Source organism: Saccharothrix sabaoui, assembly GCF_051756985.1.
GTDB lineage: Bacteria > Actinomycetota > Actinomycetes > Mycobacteriales > Pseudonocardiaceae > Actinosynnema.
In genome coordinates, this window is record NZ_JBPKJK010000025.1 from 1 (window position 1) to 26,176 (window position 26,176).

General features: G+C 68.3%; 26 protein-coding genes. 20 read left to right on the plus strand and 6 right to left on the minus strand.

Annotated elements, in window-relative coordinates; translation table 11 throughout:
- Window positions 1–56 precede the first annotated feature (56 nt).
- The 3 genes from ACR807_RS10215 to ACR807_RS10225 form a co-directional block, all read right to left on the minus strand.
- A complete protein-coding gene (locus tag ACR807_RS10215; RefSeq protein ID WP_438920998.1) occupies window positions 57–1,865 on the minus strand; it encodes a prolyl oligopeptidase family serine peptidase in 1,809 nt (602 codons plus the stop codon).
- The gene (locus ACR807_RS10220; protein WP_438920999.1) at window positions 1,862–2,683 is read right to left on the minus strand and encodes a class I SAM-dependent methyltransferase; all 822 of its coding nucleotides are present in this window, start codon (window positions 2,681–2,683) and stop codon (window positions 1,862–1,864) included. The genes ACR807_RS10215 and ACR807_RS10220 overlap by 4 nt, the downstream gene beginning before the upstream one ends.
- Before the next feature lie 76 nt (window positions 2,684–2,759).
- Window positions 2,760–2,987 (minus strand): hypothetical protein, encoded by a 228-nt coding sequence (locus ACR807_RS10225; protein ID WP_438921000.1) that lies wholly within the window; start codon window positions 2,985–2,987, stop codon window positions 2,760–2,762.
- 272 nt (window positions 2,988–3,259) lie between these two features.
- Here ACR807_RS10225 and ACR807_RS10230 point away from each other — a divergent pair, with 272 nt between their 5' ends.
- The 5 genes from ACR807_RS10230 to fxsT all read left to right on the plus strand — a co-directional run bounded on the left by ACR807_RS10230 (window position 3,260) and on the right by fxsT (window position 10,660).
- Window positions 3,260–3,460, plus strand: coding sequence for a hypothetical protein (locus ACR807_RS10230; protein ID WP_438921001.1), 201 nt, complete (start codon window positions 3,260–3,262; stop codon window positions 3,458–3,460).
- Window positions 3,461–4,349: 889 nt separating this feature from the next.
- Window positions 4,350–4,706: a MerR family transcriptional regulator gene (locus tag ACR807_RS10235; RefSeq protein ID WP_438921002.1), complete on the plus strand. Its 357-nt coding sequence runs from the start codon at window positions 4,350–4,352 to the stop codon at window positions 4,704–4,706.
- A 474-nt stretch (window positions 4,707–5,180) separates the two neighbouring features.
- Window positions 5,181–6,035, plus strand: coding sequence for an FRG domain-containing protein (locus tag ACR807_RS10240; protein WP_438921003.1), 855 nt, complete (start codon window positions 5,181–5,183; stop codon window positions 6,033–6,035).
- Window positions 6,035–7,129 (plus strand): DUF262 domain-containing protein, encoded by a 1,095-nt coding sequence (locus ACR807_RS10245; protein WP_438921004.1) that lies wholly within the window; start codon window positions 6,035–6,037, stop codon window positions 7,127–7,129. Before ACR807_RS10240 ends, ACR807_RS10245 begins: the two co-directional genes overlap by 1 nt.
- A gap of 888 nt (window positions 7,130–8,017) precedes the next feature.
- On the plus strand, window positions 8,018–10,660 hold the full coding sequence (gene fxsT, locus ACR807_RS10250; RefSeq protein WP_438921005.1) for an FxSxx-COOH system tetratricopeptide repeat protein: 2,643 nt from the start codon (window positions 8,018–8,020) through the stop codon (window positions 10,658–10,660).
- 750 nt (window positions 10,661–11,410) lie between these two features.
- Here fxsT and ACR807_RS10255 read toward each other — a convergent pair.
- From ACR807_RS10255 to ACR807_RS10265, 3 genes are all read right to left on the minus strand, one after another.
- Complete coding sequence (locus ACR807_RS10255; protein WP_438921006.1) at window positions 11,411–11,629, minus strand: transposase; 219 nt, start codon at window positions 11,627–11,629, stop codon at window positions 11,411–11,413.
- Between the two features lie 465 nt (window positions 11,630–12,094).
- Entirely contained in the window at window positions 12,095–12,910 is an 816-nt protein-coding gene (locus tag ACR807_RS10260; protein WP_438921007.1) for a protein phosphatase 2C domain-containing protein, read from the minus strand.
- A gap of 12 nt (window positions 12,911–12,922) precedes the next feature.
- A complete protein-coding gene (locus ACR807_RS10265; RefSeq protein WP_438921008.1) occupies window positions 12,923–13,756 on the minus strand; it encodes a sigma-70 family RNA polymerase sigma factor in 834 nt (277 codons plus the stop codon).
- Between the two features lie 135 nt (window positions 13,757–13,891).
- Between ACR807_RS10265 and ACR807_RS10270 the strand changes: the two genes are divergently transcribed.
- The 15 genes from ACR807_RS10270 to ACR807_RS10340 all read left to right on the plus strand — a co-directional run bounded on the left by ACR807_RS10270 (window position 13,892) and on the right by ACR807_RS10340 (window position 26,148).
- A complete protein-coding gene (locus tag ACR807_RS10270; protein WP_438921009.1) occupies window positions 13,892–14,236 on the plus strand; it encodes a hypothetical protein in 345 nt (114 codons plus the stop codon).
- Window positions 14,236–14,670 carry a hypothetical protein gene (locus ACR807_RS10275; protein ID WP_438921010.1) on the plus strand — a complete coding sequence of 145 codons (435 nt, stop codon included), beginning with the start codon at window positions 14,236–14,238 and terminating at the stop codon, window positions 14,668–14,670. Before ACR807_RS10270 ends, ACR807_RS10275 begins: the two co-directional genes overlap by 1 nt.
- 53 nt (window positions 14,671–14,723) lie before the next feature.
- Window positions 14,724–15,185: an NUDIX domain-containing protein gene (locus tag ACR807_RS10280; protein ID WP_438921011.1), complete on the plus strand. Its 462-nt coding sequence runs from the start codon at window positions 14,724–14,726 to the stop codon at window positions 15,183–15,185.
- A 94-nt stretch (window positions 15,186–15,279) separates the two neighbouring features.
- Window positions 15,280–15,438, plus strand: coding sequence for a hypothetical protein (locus tag ACR807_RS10285; RefSeq protein WP_438921012.1), 159 nt, complete (start codon window positions 15,280–15,282; stop codon window positions 15,436–15,438).
- Between the two features lie 41 nt (window positions 15,439–15,479).
- Window positions 15,480–15,602, plus strand: coding sequence for a hypothetical protein (locus ACR807_RS10290; protein WP_438921013.1), 123 nt, complete (start codon window positions 15,480–15,482; stop codon window positions 15,600–15,602).
- Between the two features lie 104 nt (window positions 15,603–15,706).
- The gene (locus tag ACR807_RS10295; protein WP_438921014.1) at window positions 15,707–15,901 is read left to right on the plus strand and encodes a hypothetical protein; all 195 of its coding nucleotides are present in this window, start codon (window positions 15,707–15,709) and stop codon (window positions 15,899–15,901) included.
- A gap of 8 nt (window positions 15,902–15,909) precedes the next feature.
- The gene (locus ACR807_RS10300; RefSeq protein ID WP_438921015.1) at window positions 15,910–16,167 is read left to right on the plus strand and encodes a hypothetical protein; all 258 of its coding nucleotides are present in this window, start codon (window positions 15,910–15,912) and stop codon (window positions 16,165–16,167) included.
- Window positions 16,164–17,378 carry a hypothetical protein gene (locus tag ACR807_RS10305; RefSeq protein ID WP_438921016.1) on the plus strand — a complete coding sequence of 405 codons (1,215 nt, stop codon included), beginning with the start codon at window positions 16,164–16,166 and terminating at the stop codon, window positions 17,376–17,378. Before ACR807_RS10300 ends, ACR807_RS10305 begins: the two co-directional genes overlap by 4 nt.
- Window positions 17,375–19,606 (plus strand): FtsK/SpoIIIE domain-containing protein, encoded by a 2,232-nt coding sequence (locus ACR807_RS10310; RefSeq protein WP_438921017.1) that lies wholly within the window; start codon window positions 17,375–17,377, stop codon window positions 19,604–19,606. Before ACR807_RS10305 ends, ACR807_RS10310 begins: the two co-directional genes overlap by 4 nt.
- A 304-nt stretch (window positions 19,607–19,910) precedes the next feature.
- Window positions 19,911–20,081, plus strand: a complete 171-nt coding sequence (locus tag ACR807_RS10315; RefSeq protein WP_438921018.1) for a hypothetical protein — start codon at window positions 19,911–19,913, stop codon at window positions 20,079–20,081.
- A 36-nt stretch (window positions 20,082–20,117) separates the two neighbouring features.
- Window positions 20,118–21,497: a DUF4398 domain-containing protein gene (locus ACR807_RS10320; protein ID WP_438921019.1), complete on the plus strand. Its 1,380-nt coding sequence runs from the start codon at window positions 20,118–20,120 to the stop codon at window positions 21,495–21,497.
- A gap of 177 nt (window positions 21,498–21,674) precedes the next feature.
- The gene (locus ACR807_RS10325) at window positions 21,675–22,721 is read left to right on the plus strand and encodes a bifunctional DNA primase/polymerase (RefSeq protein ID WP_438921020.1); all 1,047 of its coding nucleotides are present in this window, start codon (window positions 21,675–21,677) and stop codon (window positions 22,719–22,721) included.
- Between the two features lie 43 nt (window positions 22,722–22,764).
- Window positions 22,765–24,441: a hypothetical protein gene (locus ACR807_RS10330; protein ID WP_438921021.1), complete on the plus strand. Its 1,677-nt coding sequence runs from the start codon at window positions 22,765–22,767 to the stop codon at window positions 24,439–24,441.
- Window positions 24,442–24,680: 239 nt separating this feature from the next.
- Window positions 24,681–24,998: a helix-turn-helix domain-containing protein gene (locus ACR807_RS10335; RefSeq protein WP_438921022.1), complete on the plus strand. Its 318-nt coding sequence runs from the start codon at window positions 24,681–24,683 to the stop codon at window positions 24,996–24,998.
- Window positions 24,999–25,053: 55 nt separating this feature from the next.
- The gene (locus tag ACR807_RS10340) at window positions 25,054–26,148 is read left to right on the plus strand and encodes a site-specific integrase (RefSeq protein WP_438921023.1); all 1,095 of its coding nucleotides are present in this window, start codon (window positions 25,054–25,056) and stop codon (window positions 26,146–26,148) included.
- Window positions 26,149–26,176 lie beyond the last annotated feature (28 nt).

Sequence of the window (26,176 nt, forward strand, 5' to 3'; positions counted from 1 at the left end):
CGCGGTCGTGTCGGTGGCCGGGCCGGCCTCCCACCCGGAGGGCCCCGGCCGCGTCCTCAGAGCACCCGCCGCACGAACGCGACCTCCGCCGCCGTCTGCCGGATCGTCTCCGCGACCACCAGCGACCCGTGCCCGGCGTCGTACCGGTACACCTCGTAGGCCGCGCCCCGCTCGGCCAGCCGGTCCAGGTAGTTGTCGATCTGCCGGATCGGGCAGCGCGGGTCGTTCTCGCCCGCCAGCACCAGCACCGGCGCGCGCACCGCGTCCACGTAGGTCAGCGGCGAGCACTCGCGGTACCGCTCCGGCAGCTCCTCCGGCGACCCGCCGAACAGGGCCCGGTCGAACGCCCGCAGCGGCTCCATCTCGTCCTCGTAGGCGGCCAGGTAGTCGGCCACCGGCACGCCCGCGACACCCGCCGCCCACCGCTCCGGCTGCGTGCCCAGCGCCAGCAGCGTCAGGTACCCGCCCCACGACGCGCCGTTGACCACGCACCTCGCCGGGTCGGCGAACCCGGTCGACACGGCCCAGTCGTGCACCGCGGCCACGTCCTCCAGCTCGGTCAGCCCCGGCCGGCCCTCGATCGCGTCGCGCCACTTCGAGCCGTACCCGGTGGAGCCCCGGTAGTTCACGTGCACCACGGCGTACCCGGCGTCCAGCCACACCGCCCGGTAGGCGGAGAACCGGTCCTCGTCGGCCGAGTGCGGCCCGCCGTGCAGGTGGAACACGGTCGGCAGCGGGCCGTCCGGCGCGCCCTCCGGCCGCGCGACCAGGGCGTGCACGTCCCCGACGAACACGTCGGTCAGGTCCACCGAGGCCGGCGCCGCGTGACCGGGCGGGGTGAGCAGCACGCGCTCGTCGCCGTCCGCCGCCAGCACCCGCACCACGCCCGGCCGCCCGGCCGAGGACCACGAGTACTCCACCGAGCCGTCGGGCCGCACGTGCGCGCCGCCGACCGTGCCGTGCGGGGTGTCCAGCGCGGTCAGCGCCCCCGTCGCCAGGTCGTAGCGGTGCAGCGTGTTGCGCGCCCGGAAGGTGTGCACGACCAGCAGCGCCGACGCGTCCGGGTACCAGTCGGCGCTGATCTCGCCGGGCAGGTCGACCACGACCTCGGTCTCCTCGCCGGTGGCGACGTCCCAGATCAGCAGCTCGTCCTTGCCGCGCCGCTCGTGCCCGACGAGCAGCCGGTTGTCGCCGCGCACCGGGCTGAACGCGATGGCGTCCAGGCCCTTGCCCGGACCGTCCCACTTCTCGGCGACCTTCTCACCCGTCGGGGTGATCACGCGGAGCGCGGCGTGCCGGTTGTCGCCGTGCTCGGAGTGCGCGAGCGCCAGCAGCGTCTCGTCCTTGGACAGCGCGGTCACCCCGCCGTCGTTCTCGTGCGCGTAGACGACCTCGGCGGGCGCGCCGCCGCGCGAGACGTACACGGTGGTGCCGTCGTCGGTGGACGTGCCGACCGCGACGACCTCGTGCCCGATCTCCAGCCCGGCCGGGTACCCGGCGTGCACGCCCTCCACGGCGGGCTTCACGTCGCCGGCCGCCGCGAACGGCTCGCGCACCCACGTGCCGAACTCGTCGCCGTCGGTGTCGTCGAACCACCAGATCGACTCGCCGTCGGGGCTGAGCGCGCCGTGCGAGGTGCCGTTGGGCCGGTCGGTGACCTTGCGGTGGGTGCCGGTGGCCCGGTCCCAGGCGTAGATCTCCCACACGCCACTGGAGTTCGACAGGTACAGGTTGCGGTCCGGCGCGTCCTCCGCCCAGCTGGGCAGGCTCACGCGCGCCGCGGTGAAGCGGGCGCGCCAGCGGGCCTCGGCCTCGGCGTCGGGGAACAGCGGGTCGGGCACGGCGGCGGTCGGGTGCGTCGTCACACCCCCGATCCTGCCGGCTTGCGCGCGGTGACCAGGTAGTAGTCGAGCAGGCCGCGCCGGGCCACCCGGTGGTAGGCGCGGTCCCAGTGGTCCGGGCGGGGGCCGAGTTCGAGCCAGCGGTCCAGGCCGCGCCACACGTGCTCGCCGATGGAGGTCGCCGCCACGTCGGCGAACCCGGCGGCGCGCAGGTGGTCGAGCACCTCGCCCACCGGGTGCGCCAGGTCCAGGCCCCGGGCGAACGACTCGACCGCGGTGAGCAGCTCCGGCGCGGCGGCGGCGTCGGTGGCGAAGAACGTGGTCAGCGCGAACCGGCCGCCGTCGCCGAGCACCCGCGCGCCCTCCCGGGCGAACCCGGCGACGTCCTCGAAGTGCTGCGCGGCCTCCACCGACAGCAGGGCGTCGAACGCGCCGTCGTCGAACGGCATGTCGTGGGCCGCGCCCTGCGCGAACGCCACGCGCGGGTCGTCGTTGGCCGCGGTGGCGCGCGCGACCTGCTCCGGCACCAGGTCCAGGCCGCGGACCAGGGCGGGGTCGTGGCGCAGCGCCCGCCGGGTGCCCACGCCGTGCCCGCAGCCGACCTCGACGAGCCGGTCGCCCGGTCGGGGCGCCAGCGCGTCGAGGACCACGTCGTAGAGGGCCTCCTGGGTGGCGACGCGCTGCTCGACGGTGATCGGGCCGGTCAGGTCGACGTCGCGCCAGTAGCCGAAGTTGATGAAGCCGCCGGCGAAGACGGGCAGCGCGGCCAGGTCCTTCGTGCCGTACATGTGCCGCCGCAGCGCCGTGCGCTCCTCGATGCCCGATCTGCCGTCGTCCGCCATGCCGTGATGATGCCCGCCCGGACCCGCGTTCACGCAGGGTGACGCGGCTGCCGGTGGCGGGCGCGACGGAGGGTGATCAGCGGTGGTCCAGCTCCTCGTCGAGGATGCGGTCCACCGCGTGCGACGCCCGGACCAGCGCGAGGGCCACGAGCCCGGCGAGCGCGGCCACGACGCCCGCGACCACGCCCCAGACCGGTGTGCCGAGGAGTGCGACGAGCCCGGCCGACCCGAGCGCGACCAGTGGCAGGACGACGAGGGGGAGGAGGTTCTCGGAGGCCGGGCGTGCGGTGGAGGTGGTGCTCAAGGTGCTTCTCCCTGCTGGCGGTGCCCTCGGTGCTGAACGGTGGATCTCCGGTGCGGGTGCGTTGACTCGTCGTCGCATCGATCTTGCTGCTCGTTACGCACCGTAAGTTGAATCTGCAACCTCCACTCGAATGGGCTAACAGAACGTGACAACCCTTCGACTGTGCGGCCGAACGGTCGGTTTTGACAACAGCGAGGAGTGACGAGTAACGCCAACGTTCGTATGAACGAATCACCTGGCAAGACGAGTGCGGCACAGGGGAGGTCAGACCGATGATCGACAACACGGTTCGGCAGGGCGGTCGCGTCGGGTGCACGGACGCCCTCGGTCGTCGGCGCACCCTGGAGGTCACCCTCACCGAGGAGGGCAACGTGTGCATCCACACGCCGCCCGGCGAGTCCGCCAAGCTCGACTGGAACCAGGTGGGCGAACTGCTCCGCCGCCTCGCCGAGCTCCGCCCGCACGTCCGCTAGCGACCCGCGGCGGCGGTGGCCCCGGGCGAGCGCCCGAACCACCGCCGCCGCCGGCGGCCCGAGCCACCCCGAGTCACCTCTCCGGCGCCACCCCCCGCTTGCCCCCAGGCCCGCCGCGCAGGCACGTCCGCGCCGCCGGTCGGGCGCGGACGTTCCGCCCTCGCACCCTCCGCGCCGCCGCCGCGCCTCCCGCGCCGCCGCCGCGCCCTCGCCTTCCCCCGTTGTGCCTGGTCAGCCGTACTGCGTCACTCGAACGAGGAAATCTGTGCCGACGGGGGTAGACATTCCATGATCCGTGTGCGTAGTATCTTCCTTGTCACGAGAGAGAAGGTCTCATCGGCACGGGAGATGACGAACTACCCGTGAGTTGGGAGCAAGACGGCCTCACAGGCCGGGGCGGGAACAGCACGTTGCCTCGGCGCGAGGTCAAGGGCCTTCGACGGCCGGAGTTGGGCAAGACAGCAGTGGGCAAGACAAAGCAGTACGCAAGGCAGTAGACAAGGCAATACGCAAGACAAGTAAGGCAGTAGGCAAGACAGGCAGTCGCAAGACACGCAAGGCAGTACGCAAGACAAGCAGTCGCAAGACACGCAAGGCAGTACGCAAGACAAGCAGTCGCAAGAGATCAGGGAAGTAACCAGAGGAGAAGGGAAGGGTCACACACCATCGGATCGCCTGCCTCGGGCTGGACCAGCCGGGCGGGTACCGCACTCCAGACAGATTGGAAGGTGGTCTCCGGTTACGCATAAGCGATCCTCGCGCTCATCGTCGTCAGTGGGACGTGCAGCGCGGATGTGACAAGCCGACCTAGCGGTCGGATGATGGAAGTGAACCCATAACCCTGGGCCCCGGTGCTACGGCACCGGGGCCCTCGTGGCGCGGAGGTGCAATGCCGGCAGAGACAAACGAGCCGCAGAACGCGGCGGACAGATTCGACGACGACCACTACCCCGCCTACACCATGGGCCGGGCCGCGGAGATGCTCGGCACCACACCGGGTTTCCTCCGCAGCCTCGACGAGGTGAAGCTGATCGAGCCGCAGCGCTCGCAGGGCGGGCACCGCCGCTACTCCCGCCACCAGCTCCGGCTGGCCGCGAGGGTCCGGGAACTCGTCGACAAGGGCACCGGCCTGGAGGCCGCGTGCCGCATCGTGACCCTGGAAGACCAGCTCCAGGAAGCCCAGGACCTCAACAAGCGGCTCTCACCGCCGCCCGAACAGGACTACCCGCCGCTGCGCGGCGTGTGACGCGGAGAACCGGGGACGTCGCCACGGCGGCGGGACTTCCGGCGCGGGCCGACCAGGCACCGCGACGAGCCACCGTCGACGTCCCAGCTCCCGCCCACGCTCACACCCACCGGGCTGAAGAACGACCCGGACCCGGAAACGACCGAGCCCCGGAAACGACTCAGGGCCCGTCCGAATACCTCTCGGACAGGCCCTGATCTGTGGTCGGGGTGACAGGATTTGAACCTGCGACCTCTTCGTCCCGAAGCAAAGTTGCCAGGACCAAAGCCTCCCTGTTCTACCAGCTCACGGCACATGTGACGTCCGTGAACGTCCGGGTGCGTGTGCACTTGTCCGCCTTGGTTGTCACGCAGTTGGTCGCTCACTCGCCCGCTGTAGGTGAGTTCGTCGGTGGGGCGAGGTCGTAGGACGGCGCGCTGCGCCGCCCGGCCGACCGGCGCAGTGAGGCGGATGCTGGGAGTGCCAGGATGGACGATGTCCGCCGTACGCCCGCGACACGCCGCCAGCGGCGGTGGCCTTGATCGCGTAGAGGGAGTTTCGGCAGAATCGTCCGATCAGTCGCACAGCGTGGTGAACGGATGGTGCTCGATGCCGAAGGGCACGCCCGGTGAGATCTGCTGTGTCGAGGATCTGCTTGAAGTGCTGGAAGACACAGCGGCGTTCGGCACGCGGTGGTACCGCGGGCACGTGGACCAACGCTGGCCCTTGGTTCCTTCGCTTGCTCGGCGTCGAGAGTGGCTTGAGGCTGAACGCGAGATGGTGAAGCGTTTCAAGCAGGATGCGCACTCGCGGCTACGTTATGCGCCTGACTCGGAGTGGGGCTGGGTATTTCTTGCTCAACACCATGGCTTGCCGACTAGGCTGCTTGACTGGACTGAAAATCCACTGGTTGGGTTGTACTTTGCGGTCGAGCGAGATTCCGGTCAAGACGATAAGCGTGCAGATGGGCGTTTTTTTATATTGCGTCCGAGAGATCTTAACGCGAGTACTGTGTCCGCTGATATTGACATGCTTATGTTCGGTCACGATGAACTCTTGAACGATTACCTGCCTGAAAATGTTAGCAAGAAGCCGAGTATGGCCCCAGTCGCAGCGATCGCCAACAGGACATTTGGTCGAATCATTGCCCAGAGCGGCACTTTTACGGTGAATCACCGATCCCATGCCCCCCTTGAATCTAGCCATGGCGCGGATTGCATAGATAGCTGGGTGGTGCCGGTTCAGTATAAAGAGCGGATCAGGCAGCAGTTGCGCGCGATTAATATTTCGGCTATGTCGGTCTATCCAGATCTGAACACTCTTGCTGCGTATGTGAAGGGTATGTACTGATGGAAGATTTTAATGTCGGCCACGTGCGCAATACCTCCGTCGGCTATCTTTCTCAGCTGCGCAGTCAGATTGAGATGGAGCCGGTGTACCAGCGGCAGGGGAGTATTTGGTCTATTGAGAAGCAGCAGCTTCTCATCGACTCGCTCATCAACGGGTTCGATGTTCCGAAGATCTATTTTCATGAGTTTGTGACACGCCGGGTAATTGACGGCAAGCGCGTTAAGTATGCGATCGTTGATGGAAAGCAGCGCCTACAGGCGATATGGGACTTTCTAGACGATCTGTATCCGTTGGCGGATGACTTTTCATACTTTGAAGATCCTGATGTTGCTGCGGCTGGTCTCACCTACTCGCAACTTGTGGACGAGTATCCAGACGTTGTCGCTCTTCTGAACTCGACCTCACTCGACGTCATTGGCATCCGAACCGATGATGTCGAGATAATCGAGGAGATGTTTTCTAGGCTGAATGAGGCTGTCCCTCTTAATGCTGCGGAGAAGAGAAATGCGTTCGGCGGACCACTGCCGGCAGCTTCAAGAGAATTGGCCGACAACGACTTCTTCAAATCCCGATTGCCTTTCAAGAACACGCGCTATCGCCACTGGGATCTTGCTGCAAAGTTCCTCTATTGGGAATACATGGGCGGTCCGGCCGACTCTAAGAAGTTTCATTTGGACACGTTCTTCAAGTCAATGAAGAAAGACTCCGGTGAAGTTGAAAAGGTGGTGAAGGCGAAAGCCGGCGCGACAACTGTTCTAGGGCTTCTCAACGATGTGTTCCAGGAGAAAGATCCACTCTTGGAACAGCTGGGCATGGTTTCGGTCTACTACCTTGCCTATCGGCACCTTTCTACTCAGGGACAGGATCTGCCTGTGAGAGACTCTCTTGTGAGTTTCAACGACGCGCGTCGCGCAAACCGAGTAGCTGCCGAATCTGAGCTGTCGAACGCCCAGTATGAGTTGCTCGAATTTGATCGCCATTCACAAAGCCCTAACGACAGCTTGGCGCTCTCTTATCGATTGAAGGTCTTGCTGAGGTACCTTGATGGAACGCTCGAATCGTCTCCGCCTAGTCTCGATGTAGACGGGAATTGAGTTCATTGAGTGTTGCCGTCATGCATGCATGCCGTTTGATCGTTCAAATCGATACTGTCGTCGGAGTTTCGTGACCTTGGGCGAATATGCGGAGAGGCCTGACCTAAGTTGAGGGCACGAGGCAGAGTCCTGTGCGGCGCTCTGCGGCCCGGCCACCCAAGGCAGGCCGTTGGAGCCTGCCTTGGCGCAGCCGTGTACTACTCCTTCACCTTCTGAAATTAGAAATAGACGGACAAACCCGCAATAGGCCGACGAAGAGTGCTCTGACCTGCGCCGATGTAGGGCGGTCTGAGTGCGGGTTTGGCTGAGTCGGCGGGTTTGAATCCGTCTCAAACCTGCACACCCAACAGGCGGCCCTGGTCCGTCACACACGCTTTCGAGGTCTGCGAACCACCGACCAGCACCGATCGCAACGCCTATTCAAGCAGCTCAACGAAGTACGGCGGTCCCCACGAACGCACCCGACCGTCGGTGAACGCCGCCACGAATGCAACCGCAGCGCACCGCGCCCGAGCTGCAGTTCTCCCTGTGGGACTTGCCGACCAACGACGTCCAACCCACACACCTAACCGGGCATCAAGTGAACCAGCCGCGCCCTGCCGGGGTGGGCCGGTGGTCCTTCGGTGGGCTGCCTCGGTTCGCCGCTTCTACGAGCCCTCAAGGCACCGCGGCGCCTTGCTCGCTGACTGCGGCGGTCCATGAGGATGATCTTTGCCTCGGATCTGTTGCTTGGTCCGACAATCTGCGAATTTATGAGGGATGTACATGTTCTGCGCTGGTGCGTTCCGTGCATGTTCCGCCGTTCGGATCTCTCGGGTGGGGCCTGTGCTGTAACCAGGGGTCGGGCGGGCACGATGTGTCCGGGTACACGGTTGGAGGGCGGTGTCCGTGGCGGACAAGTGGGACTTCTTCGTCTCCTACACGCAGGATGATCGGCAGTGGGCCGAGTGGATCGCGTGGGAGTTGGAGGAGGCCGGTCATCGCGTGCTGATCCAGGCGTGGGACATCGTGCCTGGCAGCAACTGGGTCGCCACCATGCAGGAGGGCGTGCAGAAGGCGGAACGCACGATCGCGGTCCTGTCGACGGCCTACGCGTCGTCGACTTACGGCGCGGCGGAGTGGCAGACCGCGTGGCGCGATGCCCCACTTGGTGAGAATCGCAAGCTGCTGGTGCTGCGGGTGCAGGACTGCGACCGGCCGGGCCTGTTGGGCTCGGTGGTGTCGGAGGACCTGTTCGACCTGCCGGCCGACGAGGCCCGCGACCGCTTGCTGCGGGTCGTGAAGGGTGCCGTCGAGGGCCGGTTGAAGCCCGCCACCGCTCCGGGGTTTCCCGGCCGGACGAGGGCGGTGGCGCGGGAGCCGCGGTTCCCGGGTTCGTTACCGGGGGTGTGGAACGTGCCGGCGCGGAACCCGAACTTCACCGGTCGTTCCGGGTCGTTGTCGCGGTTGCGGGAGGCGTTGCGGTCGTCGGGGACGGTGGCGGTGCACTCGCTGCGGGGTCTGGGCGGGGTGGGCAAGTCGCAGTTGGCGATCGAGTACGTGTACCGCTTCGCCGCCGACTTCGACGTGGTGTGGTGGATTCCCGCCGAGCAGCCCTCGCTGATCCCCGACCACCTGGCCGAGTTGGGTGCCGCGCTGGGGATCGACGGCGGTGCCGATCCCGCAACCACGGCCACCGTGGTCCTGGCCGGCTTGCGCGGACGGCGGCGGTGGTTGTTGGTCTTCGACAACGCCGAGGAGGTCGATGCCCTGCGGCCGTACCTGCCTTCCGGCGACGGCCAGGTGCTGATCACCACCCGACGCAACGGGTTCCGGTCGCTCGGCCCGGTGCTGGACGTGGACGTGCTGGACCGCGCCGAGAGCGTGGCACTGCTGCGACGTCGCCTCCCCGAAATGCCCGACGACGCGGCGGATGCGCTGGCCCAGTGGCTGGGTGATCTGCCCCTGGCGCTGGAACAGGCGTCGGCGTACCTGGAGGCCACCGAACTCCCGGTCGGTGAGTATCTGGATCTGCTGCGCACACGTACCGCCGAGATGATCGTCCGCGGTCGGGTCGCCGGTCGTGGAGAGACGTTGGCGACCCTGTGGGACCTGTCGCTGACCGCCTTGCAGGCACAGGACCGGGCGGCGGTTCAGCTACTCGACCTGTTGGCCTGGATGGCACCCGAACCCGTCCCCCTGGACCTGTTCACCGCCCACCCGGAGGTGCTGCCCGAACCGCTGGCCGAGGTCGCCACGGACCCGGTCGGGTTCGCCGAGACGGTCGGAGCGCTGGCCGGCTGGTTCCTGGCCCGACGTTCCGGCGACGAGGTGACCATCGCCCATCGACTGCTCCAACAATCACTCCGCGCCCGCACCACCACGACGCCGGCACAGGACCGCACTTCCCCGGCATTGGTGGTTCAGCAGCTGCTCGCAGCGGACCTCCCGGGCGAGATCATGACCGCACCGCAGAACTGGCCTCGCTGGCGGGCGCTCCTCCCGCACGTCCTGACCGTGCACGAGGACACCACGAGCATTCCATCCGCCACTACCGAGCACACCGCGTGGCTGCTCGGCCGCGCCGCCACCTACCTCCGAACGCACGGCCGCCCCGGCGACGCCCACCCCCTGCTCGAACGGGCGCTGACCATTGACGAGGCCACCTACGGACCCGACCACCCCGAAGTCGCCACCGACCTGAGCAACCTCGGTGGCGCGTTGAGCGACCTGGGCCGCCCCGGCGACGCCCACCCCCTGCTCGAACGGGCGCTGGCCATCACCGAGGCCACCTACGGACCCGACCACCCCGCCGTCGCCACCCTCCTGAACAACCTCGGTGGCGCGTTGAGCGACCTGGGCCGCCCCGGCGACGCCCACCCCCTGCTCGAACGGGCGCTGGCCATCACCGAGGCCGCCTACGGACCCGACCACCCCGCCGTCGCCACCCTCCTGAGCAACCTCGGCCTCGCGTTGAGCGACCTGGGCCGCCCCGGCGACGCCCACCCCCTGCTCGAACGGGCGCTGACCATCACCGAGGCCACCTACGGACCCGACCACCCCGCCGTCGCCACCCTCCTGAGCAACCTCGGTGGCGCGTTGCGCGACCTGGGCCGCCCCGGCGACGCCCACCCCCTGCTCGAACGGGCGCTGACCATTGACGAGGCCACCTACGGACCCGACCACCCCGAAGTCGCCACCGACCTGAACAACCTCGGCCTCGCGTTGAGCGACCTGGGCCGCCCCGGCGACGCCCACCCCCTGTTCGAACGGGCGCTGGCCATCACCGAGGCCGCCTACGGACCCGACCACCCCGCCGTCGCCACCCTCCTGAACAACCTCGGTGGCGCGTTGAACGCCCTGGGCCGCCCCGGCGACGCCCACCCCCTGCTCGAACGGGCGCTGACCATCACCGAGGCCACCTACGGACCCGACCACCCCGAAGTCGCCACCGACCTGAACAACCTCGCGGTGGTATTGCAAGACCTCGGACACAGTGACGAGGCGCAACAGCTCGCCGAGCGTGCAAAACGCCTTCGATCCTCCAAATAGACACAACATGGAACGGCGCGCTCTCCCACACGTCGGCAAGCCTTGTGAGCTTGTCGACGCCGCCAAGGCGGCGAGCTGTCCACAGGGGGCAGCCGAGCGCCATAACTAACCCATCAAGTCGACCACCCGACGCTCGCCCTAAGCCCGACACCATATGCGATTTCCATCGAGCGACGAGAAAAATCTTGAACGCGACGCTTGTTCGGCTAACGGTTTAGGAAACCGTGCTCGCTGGCACATTCGAAACCGCCTCTGACCCGGGAATACGTATCATCCCCCAACTTGGGCAGGGTCAACTTGGGCAGCTATTGGGCAAACGGGCCGCTTTACCGGCACCGCGCCGAGTGGACAAAGGCGCTCCTGGGATGCGCGCCGAAGAAAGCTGCTCTGACTGATGTTGAGAGGCGCGAGGCAGAGTCTTCCCTAGGGCTGGCTTGCTTCGTCCCCTCTACGGGGCTCTCAAGGCGTCCTGTGCGGCCCTCTACGGCCCGGCCCCCCTTGGCGGACCGTTGGGCCCGCCTCGGCACAGCCATGTACTACTACTACTTCACCTCTTAAAATCAGAAAACAAACCCGCAAACCCGCAAGAGACTGACGAAGCAGGCTCTGACCTGCGCTGATGAGCTGCGGGTTTGAGTGCGGGTTTGGCTGGGTTGGCGGGTTTGAAACCCGCATCCAAACCCGCCAACCCACAGGACGGCCCTACTACCTCCCGCAGGGGCTAGTAGGGCCGTCCTGCGAGGGTGGCGATCAACGCTGCTCACATTGCGTACCGAACTGGATCGCCCCGGCGGCGTCCGCGCGGGCTTGCAACGCGGTCAGGACCCGCTGCCAGACGCCGGCCCGCTGCCAACGGCGGAACAACCCGTAGACGGTCTGCCAGGGCCCGTACTCGGGCGGGACATCGCGCCACGGGGCGCCGGGCGGTGTTGGGAACACCCCCGCTCGCGCGGGGAAGACCCCAGCCATCCGAGGCCCAATCCGAACAGCACGGGAACACCCCACTCGCGCGGGGAAGACGGCGTCGCGATGCTGCGCGCGGTCGCGGAGCAGGGAACACCCCCCGCTCGCGCGGGGAAGACAGCGCCCGTTGGGGGTTGAGGAGGTCGCCGGGCGGAACACCCCCGCTCGCGCGGGGAAGACAACCAGTCCTGCGCCTTGATCGCCTCGGCCGTGGGAACACCCCCGCTCACGCGGGGAAGACACTGCGCCTCCTCCCTGTTCGTGACGGAAACGAGGAACACCCCCGCTCACGCGGGGAAGACACTTCTTGACCTGGGACTATACCCGGCCGTACTGCCGTTTTGATTCGGTTCATAACAGTCTCGAAAGTCGGTGATCGCGTACCGCTGGCCGACAACATGGCAGCACCTGACAGCAGAGGTCGACTGGTAGTCGACAGAGTGACACCTGACTGCGCATAGCATTGGACTGCTAGTCGAACGTCAAATAAACCGCAGTCGCATCGTCGCTCTTCTTGTATCGCGGCCAGCGGCGGCCCGTCGGGTCGCTGTCCTCTACTTCGCGAACGGCAGAAATCAGACCTCGGGGCCCGGAAGCATCCAAGGTGGCCATAATGCCGCTCCAGTCGGTTATATTGAACTCTTTTAGCCTAGCTGCACCATCCGAGAGCAATGCCGCACGCTTTACTAGCGCCTTTGGCGTAGATCCCGTTAGCGCTTCTGCTGCGGCTTTGGGATTGGTTCCTGCCACCCAGTAGCCGCCAGGGGTATTTCGGATTAGCCTTTGCGCCTCCACGAGCTTGCTGACATTCTTCTCGTGTTCATCGGTACCTGTGTCCGAACTTACGGCCGCTTCGTGTTGCGCTCGATTTACTCGCGCTACGCGATCGTCGCTAACAGCTATGAACTCATTAGTGCAGTCGAGCAGCAAGGTTGAGTCTGCCAGAACCAGCCAATCGAAATATTCCTCTCCTTCGCGTAGTGCTAGAACTGTCGCTGACGGTGTTCCGGGGTTTTTCAGGTCGCATGTAGGCGCATGGATTCTTGCTGTCGATTGGATGGATGCGGCCAGGGCGGAGCGCATGTCTAGTTCGTCGTCCGCCAAATTTGCGACTAGCGCTGAACCCAATCGCTCTACGAACCACGGCACGCCGTGTATGCATCCGGTTCCAAGGTCGCCCGGAGCAGTCAGACCGTCTAGGAGGACGGCGATCCTGTTGGTTGCTGCGGCCCAGTCTTCATTTGGGTTTGCAAAGCTTCCCGGTTGACTGTCCAGTTCTGCGCGCATGGAACCGCCGTCCTACTTGTAGATGGGAGCGACACGCTTGGAGGACAATACCCGGCGTGTAGTTGCATCAAACGTGCAGTGAATTACAGTCGAGAACCGACCATCTTTCACTTCACGGTAAAGTTCGGCGATGTGGTTGTCGAGAAAGTGTATGACACCTGCGGCTCCAATTGCGTGAATGCCCGCGATATATAGAAAATTGCCTTTGCCGTCGAGTCTGGGCAATTTTCCGACATACGCATAGTCGGCAGGCGTGCCGTCGTCCATCGGGGAACGATAAACTTTTTGTTGCATGCGGTCGAGTAGGTGCCATCCGCTGTCGTCGCGGTCAAATCCAATGTAAGTGTCAGATTCGAGAACTTGTGCAATGAGTGGCGACAGTCGAGGTCCGCAAATTACCACCAGGTCATCCCGGTTGAGGTTGATCATGCCGGGGGGCTGTATGACCTCGTAACTAGTTTCAAAATCCAGGCCGCTGGCTAGGCTTCGGAACTCATCGTAAGCTTGAAAGTCTTCCTGTGCCACAACCGGGCCGGGGTTATTTTCTTTAGCTTCAAGCTTCCCGCCCACGGCGACTACTAGATTTGTGCCTACTCCAAAGAATGCGCGTTCGATCTTAGGGCCGGTCTTCAGTAGCTGACCTACCCGTGAACGTGTCATGTCGAGATGTCCAGCAATTTCGGTCTGTGACATTCCGAGTACGGAGGACATCTCTTCCAAAGCTTCCTTGCGGACCCTGGAGATCTCTGTAACCGCAGCTTGGAACCTGCCGACCAGGTCGCTCGCCTGTTGAGCGCGGCGTATGGGGTCCTGGATGTCGCGTAGTTGCTTGACCTGCTCTTCCATGCCTCCACCTTCCTCTGCAAGGGGGCTTGCGCCATCTTCGCAAGAGGGGGTTGACGAACGCAAGCAACCCTGTCTAACGTGGCCTCTGCAACCCCCCCTTGCGAGATGCAAGGGGGCTTGACAGTGGAGGTTGAAGTGGACACGACGCGCAACTACCCGGACGGTCTGACCCCGGCGGCCCTGCGGCTGCTGGACCAGCAGGTTTCGGTGGAGATCGCGGTGGCGGCCGGGCCGTCGTCGGCGTTGTTGGACGGTTCGGCGCGGGAGCGTCGCAACCGCCGCATCCTGGCCCGAGCGTTGGCCGGCATCACGCCGAAGTACGGCGTCACGCTGGACCAGGCGGTGGCCGAGCTGGCGGAGCCGGTGCGGCCGGTGGTGGTGGCGAACGTGATGCCGGCCCCGGTGTTCGGCAAGCACAAGGGACGGGGTCGCCGGACGCGCCGCGCCGCCGCTCGTGCCGCGGTGAAGCAGGCCGCGTGATGGCGACGATGGCGTACCGCGCGGCGGTGGCCGCGGCGTTGTTGGCCGAGCACGCCGAGGCGTTGGCGGGGGTGTGCGCGGTGGCCGTGCGGGTGGCCCGTGACCCGGCTTCCGACCAGGGCATCCGCTTGCAGATGGGCTGGTCGTTGTCGTGGGAGTCGTCGGCGGGGCAGGTGACGCGGGCGGCGCAGGCGCTGGGCTTGGCACACGTGCTGTTCGACCCGGTGGGCGACTACGTGCGGGTGTCGGCGCAGGGGCCGGTGGCCACGTCGGCGGGCACGGCCCTGGTGGAGGTGTGGGACCACCTCACCGGTGAGCAGGTCGGCCGGGCCGCCGCCGCGCTGGGCCTGGCCCTGGTTCCCGGCACCGATCCGGTGCGTGTGGCGGTGGTGGACGTGCTGCGCCTGACCGCGTCCGAACCGGCCGCCGCCTGACCGTCCGTCCCTGCTTTCCCTTATGCATCAACACCTTTGAGGAGATCGCCGCTGTGAAGAGCAACAACGCTTCCATCACCACCGATGTGCTGCTGTTCGCCCAGGACGACGCCGGAACGTGGCGGGTGCTGCTGATCGAGCGGGGTCACGACCCGTTCGCGGGTCGGTGGGCGCTGCCCGGTGGCTACGTCGACCCGCACGAGACGTTCTCCGCCGCCGCCGTGCGCGAGCTGGCCGAGGAGACCGGTGTCGAGTTCAGCGAGTGGAACCTCGACCGGGTCGGCGTCTACGACGCGCCGGACCGCGATCCGCGGGGCCGTGTGGTGTCGGTGGCGTTCGCCGCGGTGCTCGACCACATGCCCCCGGCCGTGGGTGGCGACGACGCCCGTCAGGCCCGGTGGTGGCCGGTGGCCGAGGTGCTGTCGATCGACTTCGGGCACCTGGCGTTCGACCACGACCAGGTGCTCACCGACGCGGTGGACCTGCTCATGGCGCAGGGCGTCACCGTCCACTGACTTCGCCCGGACCGGCGGCCCATCCCGGCCAGGAACCGCCGCCGGTCCGGTCCACCCCAACACCGCCCCAGAGGGGCGGGTCAGGAGAACACCAGTGTTGCGCAGTCTGATCACCAAGTCCTCGGCGACCCACTGCACCGCCCCGACCGGCCGCGACGGCCGTCACTGCGGCAAGCGCAAGCGCACCGGCCGACTCGCCGACGGCACCACCTGCGGCGGCCCGATGTGCGCCCTGTGGCACGCCGCCCGCTGACCACCACCCCGTCACCCGCACACCCGGACAGGGAGAACCGCATGGCCACGACCTCGAACCCGCCGCGCATCCCGATCGACTGGTGCACCCGCTGCGGCCACAAGAAGAACAACCCCCGGGCGACGTGCGTCTGCCCGAGCTGCGCGTGCGGCACCACCCGCTGAACGTCCCGTTGCGCCCGGACCGGCGGCCCATCCCGGCCAGGAACCGCCGCCGGTCCGGTCCACCCCAACACCGCCCCAGCGGGGCGGGTCAGGAGAACACCAGCATGGCGAACAACCCGCATCGGCGCGACCTCGTGGACGCGGCCACCGGTGACACCTTCGACCAGCCCGCCCCCTACGGCCTGGTCACCCAGGTCACCAGCGCGGACGGCTCCGCCCCGTCGTCGCAGCGTGGCCGCACCTGGCAGGACCTCACCGCCTCCGGCCGCAAGCTGCGCCCCGCCGGGGGCACCCGGTGAGCCTGCCGATGCCCTTACTGCTCCTCGTCGTCGCCCTGGCCCTGGTCGCCGTGGTGGTGCTGTGGAAGTTGCTGATGGTCGCCGGGCTGATCGGCCTGGCGCAGTGGGCGGTGACCGTCCAGGCCGAGGACCCCACGGTCCTGCTGGTCGCCTACGGCCTGCCCGCCCTCGTGGTGGCCGTCCTGGCCCGCCGCGCCACCCGTACCGGCCGCCGCGCCGGGCCGTTCTCCCCTCGTTCCGCCCGCCGTTTGGAGGTGTCCCGATGAGCACGTATGCCGACAACCGGCGCGCGGACAAGGCCGCCGCCGCGGAGCAGCGCCGGGCCGATCAGGCCATGCTGTTCGAGCAGCGCCGCGCCGACGCCGCCGCCCGCGCCGAACAAGACCGGGCCGAACGGGCCGCCGCCGTCAAGCTCAGGCGGGATCAGGCCGATGCCGCCCGCGCCCGCCGCACCCGCGCACTCAAGGCCACCTCCGGGTGGGTGTCGGCGCACACGATCGACCTGCTGTTCGTGCCGGTCATCCTGGTGCCCGCCCTGCTGGCCTGGTCGGCTATCGCCGGGTTCGGCCACGACCTCTACGGCGCGCCCGGCTGGACCATGCCGCTGTACTCCGAGGCGGCGATGTGGGCGTTCGCGTTCGCCCTCGCCGCCGCCCGCCGCGCCGGACGCCCGGTGCGGCGGCTGCTGGTCGGCCTGTGGTTCTCCGCCGCCGTGTCCGCGACGCTGGCGTTCCTGCACGGCCTGACCGCCGACGGCGGCAGCGTCACCGACGGTGTGGTGATGGCCATCGTGGCGGTGGGCGGGGTGGTGGTCCACCAGCTGGTGGACACCGCCGCCACCGCCGCGCCCGTGAAGCCGCGGCCGACCCGTGAGCAGCGCGCCGCCCTGCGGCTTCAGCGCTTGGCCGCGCGCCGGGTGGAGGCGGTGCGCCGCGCCGCCGTGCGCCAGGCCGCCGCCGAGCTGGCCGCCGACGGCACCGCCACCCTCGTGCACCGCCCCGGCCTGGTCGAACCGCGCCGCCGCTTCGGCCGCGTCCGCCTGATCCCCACCACGGTCGCCGGGCTGCCCGTCGCCACCGCGAGCGGCGACAGCGTCGGGGACGCCCTGGCCGCCGAGATCGGCGAGTACCTGACCGCCCTTCCCGCCCTGCCCGCACCGCGCACCACCGGCACCGCCGCGCCGACCCCGGCCGACCGGCCCGACACCACCCCGACGGCCGATGCGCCGTCCGGCGCGCACCGGTCGGGAAATGCGGAAACACCCGCTGCGCCGGACGCCGCGAAGATCGCCCGCTACACCGCGCGCGTCCGTGCCGCGATCGACCGCCAGGCCCTCCCGGAGCAGCCCTCCCAGACCGCCGTACGCAAGTTCCTGCGCTGCCGCTCCGAGGACGCCGCCACCGTGCACCGCGCCCTGTTCCCCACCCGCAACGACGGCCCCGACGACGGCGGCACCCGCCAGGAGGTGACGGCATGACCACCGCACACCAGCACGACGACGAGGGCCAGGAGCACGGCAACGTGGTGCGCCTGCCGGTGCGCCGCGCCGACACCGCCCCGGTGCCGGACACGGACGGGCTGGAACCGGACGGGGCGGTCGTCGGGGAGCTGCTCACCGACGCCGAGTCCGCCGAGCTGGACCGGCGCATGGCCGCCGCGCGCATGCGCGACGCCGCCGGGGCGGTGGTGCGGGTCGTGCGGCACGAGCGCACCCGCTCCGTCGCGCGGGCGGTGCGCCGCAACGCCGGCTACGCCGTCGCCGGGTCCCGCATCCGCCGCGCCGAACGTCGGGCGCGGCGCAAGCACCTCGACCTTGAGCAGGCCATCACCACCCTGCGCGTCAACGCGAAGTCCGCCGACGACTTCCGGGTGCTGCGGGAGCTGGAAGAGGCGTTGGAGCGCCGCCGCACCGGGGCGGCGCAGCGCGGCCGGGAACGCCGGTTGGAGATCCTGCGGTGGTCGGGTGGGGCGGTGGTGCTGCTGGCCGGCGGGCACGTGCTGTTCCTCGGCTTCGCCGCCGCACAGGCCGTGGTGGGCGCCGGGTCGCTGACCGACCGGTGGAACGCCACCGTCGAGTTCTGGACCACCGTCGCCGACCTCTCCCCGGCCGGGGACTACTGGTGGGCCTGGGCCGTCGCCGTCGCGGGCACGTGGGCCGCGCGCACTATCCCGGTGGGCCGGGATCGGGGCACGTTGCCGATGTGGGCGGGGGAGGACCAGGCGGTCCCGGCGGACGGGCGCAGCATCATCGTGGACGAGTCCGCGGTGCTCTCCGCGCTGCGCCACCTCGGCGGCCTGCCGCTGCTCAAGGACGCCTTCCGCGAGGGATGGGGGCGCAGCATCACGCCGACGTGGGTGCAGCCGCCGCACCGCGACGGCAACGGCGTGCGCATGCAGCTCGTGCTGCCCAAGGGCGTGCCAGTCGAGGAGATCGTCAAGCGCAAGACCGTCTTCGCCCACAACCTCGTGCGCCTGCCCGTCGAGGTGTGGCCGTCGGAACCCAAGGGACAGCCCGGGGTGCTGGACCTGTGGGTCGCCGACCAGGGCGCGCTCTCCGGCCCGGTCGGGCCGTGGCCGCTGCTGGCCGCCGACGGACCGTCGGACTACTTCGCGTCCGTCCCCGTCGGCATCAACATCCGGGGCGAGGTGGTGCGGGCGCAGCTGTCCGAGAAGAACTACGCCGCCGCCGGGGTCATGGGCTCGGGCAAGTCGAGCATGTTCATCACCCTCGTCGCCGGGGCCGTGCTGGACCCGCTGGTCGAGGTGGACGTGTTCGTCCTGGCGGAGAACTTCGACTACGAACCGCTCAAGCCGCGGCTGCGCACCCTGCGCACCGGAGCCGACGCCGACACGGTCAAAGCGTGCCTGACCACCCTGCGCGAGCTGTACGCCGACCTCGACGTACGCGGCAAAGCCCTGCGGGAGCACGAGGTCCGCAAGGTCGACCGCAAAGTCGCCACCAAGGACACCCGACTCCGGCCCCGGGTCGTGGTCATCGACGAGTGCCAGGCGCTGTTCATGCACGAGGAGTACGGAGAGGAGGCCGCCGACGTGGTCACCAAACTCATCAGCGCCGCCCGCAAGTACGCCGTCACCCTGCTCTTCGCCACCCCCGAAGCCTCCACCGCCTCTTTGCCGCGCAAGGTCACCGCGGTGACCTCGTGCAAAGCCTGCTTCGCCATCGGCGACCAACAGTCCAACGACGCCATCCTCGGCACCGGCTCCTACAAGGCCGGCATCTCCGCCGTGTCGCTGGAACCGGCCACCGACGAGAGCCCCGGCGACATCGGCACCGCCATGGTCCGCGGCATCATGGCCAAACCCGGCCTGCTCCGCTCGTTCTACCTCACCCCCGCCGAACTCGCCGAGGTCACCGACCGCGCCATGGACCTGCGAGACGGTCACGTCCCCCCGACCACCGGCGACGACGAGCCGGAGAAGGTCGACTTCCTCACCGACCTGGCCCACGTCCTGACCGGCCACAAGCACCTGCGCACCGCCCAGGTGCTCAACGCCCTGGCCGCGCTGCGCCCCGACCACTACGGCAAGTACACCAGCAGGACCCTCGCCGCCGCCCTGGCCGAGGTCGGCGTGCCCATCGTCAAGCGCGACAGCGGACAGAGCGCCGTGGACGCCAACGACGTCACCGAAGCCGTCACGATGCGTGACACAGAGAACGGCGCGGACACTGACGACGAGGGCTAGAAACCCGCCCGTCGGGCACCGGGAAGTATCGGGGAAGCAGCCGGGGGAGCAGCGAGACCCAGGGGAATTCCCCTGACTGCTCCCCTGGCCAACTTCCCTGACTCCACCAGGCGAGACGCCTGCCAGGGAAGATCGACACAACGGGACGGCGACCAGCCGAAACCCCGGAAAACGCCGGTCCTGCTCCCCTGACGGCTTCCTTCCCCACACCGCTTGACACCTCCGCGCCGGCACCCCGCACCACCGCCCGCGCGTCACCCTCGCACACCCACACGTCGTCACACAAAGTCACGAAAGGGTCGTCATGGGCGACGACAACCTGATCCACCTTGAGGTGCGCCGGTCCTGGTGGGACGGCCACGCCGAAACCGCCTGCGGACTTCGCGTCGACCGGCCCGAAGCCGTCTGGACCTGGTTCACCACCCGCACGTGGTGCCCGACCTGCCGCGCCGCCGACCGCGCGGCCACCCGCTGACCCACCCGAAACCCCAGCACAGCGAAGGGACGTGACATGTGCAGAGCAGGGGGCCGCCGCTGCCCCAACGCCGGAGGCCGCTTCACCCAGAACACCCGCCAGGCCGTCTCCCGCGCCCGCCGCGCCCTGCGCGACGCCCACGAGATCGGCAACCCCGCCGAGATCACCGCCGCACGGCAACGCCTCGCCGACGCCCGCACCGCCCACCAGGAAGCCAAGACCGCCGCCGCCCGACACGACCACGGAACCGCAGGTCACGACGGGGACGTGACAGCGGCCCGGGTACTGCGCCCACCCACCGATCCGCCCTCGTCGGCACGGCCGTTGGGGGACGGCTCGACAGGGGACACCGAACTGTTGACCTACCCGGACGGGACCCGGTTGGTGCGCAAACGCAACGGCACCAAAGCCCACTACCGCGACGCGGACCCGGTGAAGCTGACCGACGCCGAGGAACTCGCCCCCCACGTGCTGGCCGCCGTCGGCCTGCCCCACGCCGCGGTGCACCGCACCGCCCCCGACGAAGTCCTCATGGAATACGTGCACGGCCGCTCCGGCACCGAACTGACCGGAGGCCGCCACGTGCCCGACGACTACAGCGGCAGCCCCGACGGGCGGCTGCTCGGACTGGTCGACCACGTCATCGCCAACCGCGACCGCAACACAGACAACTGGATACAGACCCACGACGGCCGCCTGATCGGCATCGACCACGGCGAGGCGTTCAACGCAGACCCGTTCACCACCAGCCCGTTCGCCCACACCCTCTACGACCACACCGAACGCACACCCACCCCGCGCGCCAACGAGTTCACCCCCGCCGACATGCACCACCTCGGCCAACGCCTGGCCGCACTGCGCCCCGAGTTCGACAAACGCGGCCGGAGCGACTGGCACGACTCCATGATGCGCCGCCACCACGACCTCGCCCAACACGCCACCGGCACCACCGACCTCATCACCCGCCACCACCGGGCCGAGGAGAACGCCGCGACCCCACACCACAACGAGGACCAGGACCACACCACCGCCCACCGCGACACCACAGGTCACAGCGGGGACGTGACCCCGCCGCCGACCACCGACGACACCGCCACCGCTCCGTCCACACAGGACGCCGGCACCCACCGCCACGGAGGATTCATGATCCGCAACACCAACAACGTCCACGGCAACGCCCACGTCGGCAGCCAACACGACATCCACCACGGCGACGGCGACGCCACCCGATCCACCAGGCGCGCCCGCCCCACCACAGGCGACGACAGGGACACGACCGACCACGCCGACCGCAACGACACCACCAACGGCCACGACGAGCCGCACGGCACCCACAACATCGCCTCCGGCAACGACCACGTCACCCAACAGGTCGGCTTCACCCTCGCCGACCTCCGCCGACTGCGCCGCCGCTGACCCCATCAGGGCCGGTCATACCGGGGACGTGACCGCCCCACGTCCCCCGGCACGACCGGCCACCGCACCTACACCGTCCACACAGGAGTCCGGGACTGACAGGACGGCCCTGCTATCCCCGCGCGGCTAGCAGGGCAGCAAGTCGCTTCGACCCGATCGCCGAGAGGAACCACCGCCATGACCACAACCCAGCCCACCGCCGCCGACGTCGCGCTGTGGGTGGCCCGGCGGCACGGCTGGCACGTGATGCCCCTGCACCCCGGCACCAAACGCCCGCTGGCCGGCTGCCCGGACTGCCGGGGCGGCGGAGGCCACACCGCCGACCGGTGCCCGTGCCTGGCCCGCGCCGACGGCGCGCTGTGCCACGGCGTGTGGGCCGCCACCGCCGATACGGCGGTGGTCGACCGGTGGGCGGGACGCTGGCGCACGAGCGTGTGGGCGGTGCACCTGGGGGTGTCCGGGCTGCTGGCCGTCGACCTCGACGCCCACGGCGGCACACCGCCCGCCCAACCGCTCAACGGCCTGCCCTGGCCCGACGGCAACCCGCTGCCCACCGACGGCATCGACACCTACGCCGCGTTGGCTGGCCTGCGCGGGCAGGGGTTCGACGTGGACACCCTCGTCACGGAGACCCCGTCCGGTGGGCTGCACCTGCTCTACACCGCCGAGTCGGGCCGGTGGAAGTCCAGCACCGGCCGCGTCCGCGACGGCGAGAACGTGGTGAGCAGCGGACTCGGCTGGCAGGTCGACATCAAGGCCTACGGCGGCTACGTCGTGCTGCCCGGCTCCACCACCCCCGCCGGCACATACCGCCGCACCTCCACCACCTTCACCCCGACCGTCCTGCCCGACTGGCTCACCGCCGAACTCGTGCGCACCGGCCACGACCGCCACGCCACCCCGACACCGATCCGACCGGCGACGCCGGTCACGGTCACCGCCCGCGGTGAGGACCGCCAAGCCCGCTACGCCGCCGCCGCGCTCCGGTCGGCGTGCGAGGAGTTGGCCGCGATGCCGCCGGACTCCGGACGCAACCGCAAGCTGTTCCGCTCCACCAGCCGACTCGCCGGAATGGTCGAAGCCGGCTGGATCGACCGCCACCAGGTGGAGACCGCGCTCGCCACCGCCGCCCACACCGCCGGACTCCCGGCGGGGGAGATCCGCTACGCCCTGGCCTCCGGGTTCGCCCGACCCCGCACCCCGACCGAACACCCCGCCGCATGACCACCAAACGCGCCCAGCGCGCCACGGAAGGGAGGCCCGTCGCATGACCACTGCCGCCGAACCCGCCATCACCGACACCGCCGACGAGACCGCCGACCGGCCGCCCATCCGCATCGGCGGGGACGCCGAGACCATCCGCACCCTCACCGCCGCCGTGGCGGAGGGCGCGCTGCCCGACGTGTTCGTCTCCGGCGGGCAGCTCGTGCACCTCTCCCGCGTCTCCGGCCCCACCGGCACCGACCACACCGCCGGACAACCCGCCGCGCTGCCCGTACAGGCCGAACCGCTCACCGCCTCCGCCCTGGCGTTCCTGCTCGCCCACCACACCTACGTCCACCGCCTCAAGAAGGACAAGAACACCGACGAGTGGACCGAAGTGGAGGTCAGCCCCACCGGAACCGCGCTGTCGGCGGTGCTGTCCTCGCGCTACTGGCCCGGCGTCCGGCCGCTCAACGGCATTGTCGGTTCACCCGTCCTGCGCCCGGACGGAACGCTGATCCAGACCGCCGGCTACGACCCCGCGACCGGCCTCTACTACTCGCCCACCGCTCCCATGCCGCCCGTCCCGGCCCACCCGACCGCCGACCAGGTCGCCGACGCCAAGGCCTTTCTGCTGGACCGGCTGTTGTCCGATTTCCCGTTCGTTGCCCCTGCCGACCGCGCCAACCACATCGCCCTGCTACTCGCGCCCATCCTGCGCCCCTACCTCGGATGCCTGACCCCGTTCGGCCTGATCTCCGCCACCACCCAATCCAGCGGCAAAACCCTGCTCGCCGAAATCCCCGGCTACATCTACGGCTGCAAAAACCTCGTCTGGCGCAAAGGCGACGACAGCGAATTGGAGAAGGGCATCACCAGCGCCCTGCACAGCTCCTCACCGATCATGCTCTGGGACAACATCGCCGAAGGAACCATCGTTTCCTCCGCCGTCCTGGCCCAACTGCTCACCTCCCCGCAGTGGTCCGCCCGGATGCTCGGCTCCTCCGGTGCCGGATTCACCGCCACCAACAACCGACTCTGGCTCGCCACCGGAAACAACATCCGGTTGGGCGGGGACATGGCCACCCGCACCGTCCTGGTCCGACTCGACCCCAACGACCCGCACCCCGACCAACGCGACCAAACCGCGTTCGGCATCCCCCACCTCGACAACTGGCTCAAAACCCCCGCCAACCGCGTCACCGTGCTACGCCACCTGCTCATCCTGGTCATGGACTGGATCAACGCCGGCGCACCCCGCTCCGGCCACACCATGCGCCAATTCACCACCTGGGCCGGAGCCTCCGGCGGACTACTCGCCCACCACGGCATTGACGGCTTCCTCGACAACCTCAACGACATGCGCGAAGCCGACGACGAAGACGCCGAATGGGTCGCCTTCCTCGCCCGCTGGCACGAACTCAACCACAACCGCCCCATCACCAGCCGACACCTCCGCCAACAAGCCGAAATCGACATCATCGACAACCAACCCGTCGACCGCTGGGAAGGAACCTTCCTCACCGACGACCAAGGCCGCACCCCCTCCACCAAATCCATTGGCCGACACCTCACCGGCCACATCGGCCGCTGGCACGGCGACTACGTCATCCGCTCCGCCATGGACACCCACGCCAAAGCCCGCGTCTTCTGGGTCGAAACCCGCACCAACGACGACCACCAAGCCGACCAGGCCGCCGACGACCAGGCCCCGGCTGGCCAACCAGACCTCTGGCAGTAGCAGGACAGCCCCGACCGGCCCCGTCGACCCGCTTGCGGGTTTGACGCGACCCCCCGCGGCTTTGGTGCGGGTTTGCCCCGACCTCAAACCCGCGCCGCATCACCGCAGGTCAACGTCCTTCCTCTGCCCGATCGGCGGGTTTGCGGGTTTGACACCCCGTACCCGCACCCGCACAGCACCAACGTCCGGCCGCGCTACGTCGCCGCCACCCCGACCGGCCAACCCCGAGGTGATGACGCATGCCCAAAATCCCCACCCAACGACAGACCTCACCACTGGAGAGCGCTCGCGTGAAGCCGCACGACTCACCGGAAAGCGAGGGGGTACCGATGAGCGACACGAGCAACGTCACCGAGTTGGCGAAATATCTCTACAAAGTGCCCGAAGCGATGCGGCTGCTGTCACTGAGCCGCAGCACCTTCTACGAGCAGATGCGGGCTGGACGGATCAAGTTCGTCAAGCAGGGCAGCGCCACACTTATCCCGGCATCCGCGATCCGCTCCTACGTCGCGCTGTTGGAGCGGGAAGCGGGGGTGCACCTTGGCGAAACGGCGTAGCCGCGGGGATGGCGGCCTGCACTGGGATGACGCGCGTAAGCGCTGGATTGCGACCGTGACCGTAGGCTTCGACGGACGAGGGAAGCGGATCACCAAACGCGCCAGCGGCCGGACGAAGACCGAAGCGAAGAACAAGCTTGACGCCATCCAGCGTGACGTCAAGGACGGGCTAGCGATCGAACCGCACAACTACACGGTTGCCGACGCTGTGACCAACTGGTTGCAGTACGGTCTGAATGGCCGCGACAAACAGACCGTCACAACGTGTCGAATCCTCGCTGAAACACATGTCATCCCTGCATTGGGTGCGCGCAAGCTTCGTGAGCTGTCGGCGGACGATGTTGACGAGTGGTTGGCGGCGAAAGCGAAGACTCTCAGCACGCGGACGCTGCGAGACATTCGCTCGGTTCTCCGTCGATCCGTAAGCCGTGCGCAGGCGCGCGACAAGGTCAAGCGCAACGTCGTGCTTCTCTGTGAGTGTCCGGAAGGGCAGGCCGGTAGACCGTCGAAGTCGTTGACCTTCGAGCAGGCCGAGGCTGTCTTGCTCCGCGCGGAAGCTGATGAATCGACGATCGGGGCCTACATCGTGGTGTCACTGGTGGGCGGCCCGCGCACCGAGGAGGCACGGCCTCTCACGTGGTCGCATGTCGACCTGAAAGGGGATCCACACGTCAGTCCACCGATACCGCCGCACATCGCCGTGTGGCGGTCGGTGCGGACCGGTGGTGACACGAAGACACGGAAGTCCCGGCGCACGCTCGCGTTGTCGCAGCGGGCGATCAAGGCGCTGGAAGCTCAGCGGGCACGTCAGGAGGTGCACAGGAAGCGGGCTGGCGACCAGTGGCAAGAGCACGGGTTGGTGTTCGCGTCGGAAGTGGGGACCGAGCTGGACGCGGCCAACGTGCGCCGCATGTTCCGGCGAGTCCTCAAGGCGGCAGGGCTTAACGCTGCGGAGTGGACGCCTCGTGAGCTGCGGCACAGCTTCGTCTCGCTGCTCTCGGACAGCGGCATGACCTCGGACCAGATATCGAAGCTCGTGGGGCACAGCAGCACGTCGGTCACGGAGGAGGTGTACCGCCATCAGATCCGGCCAGTGATCCAAGACGGCGCGACGGCGATGGATCGGATTTTCCCGGCTGCGAAAGCATAGTCACGCAGTTAGTCACCCATATACGGGT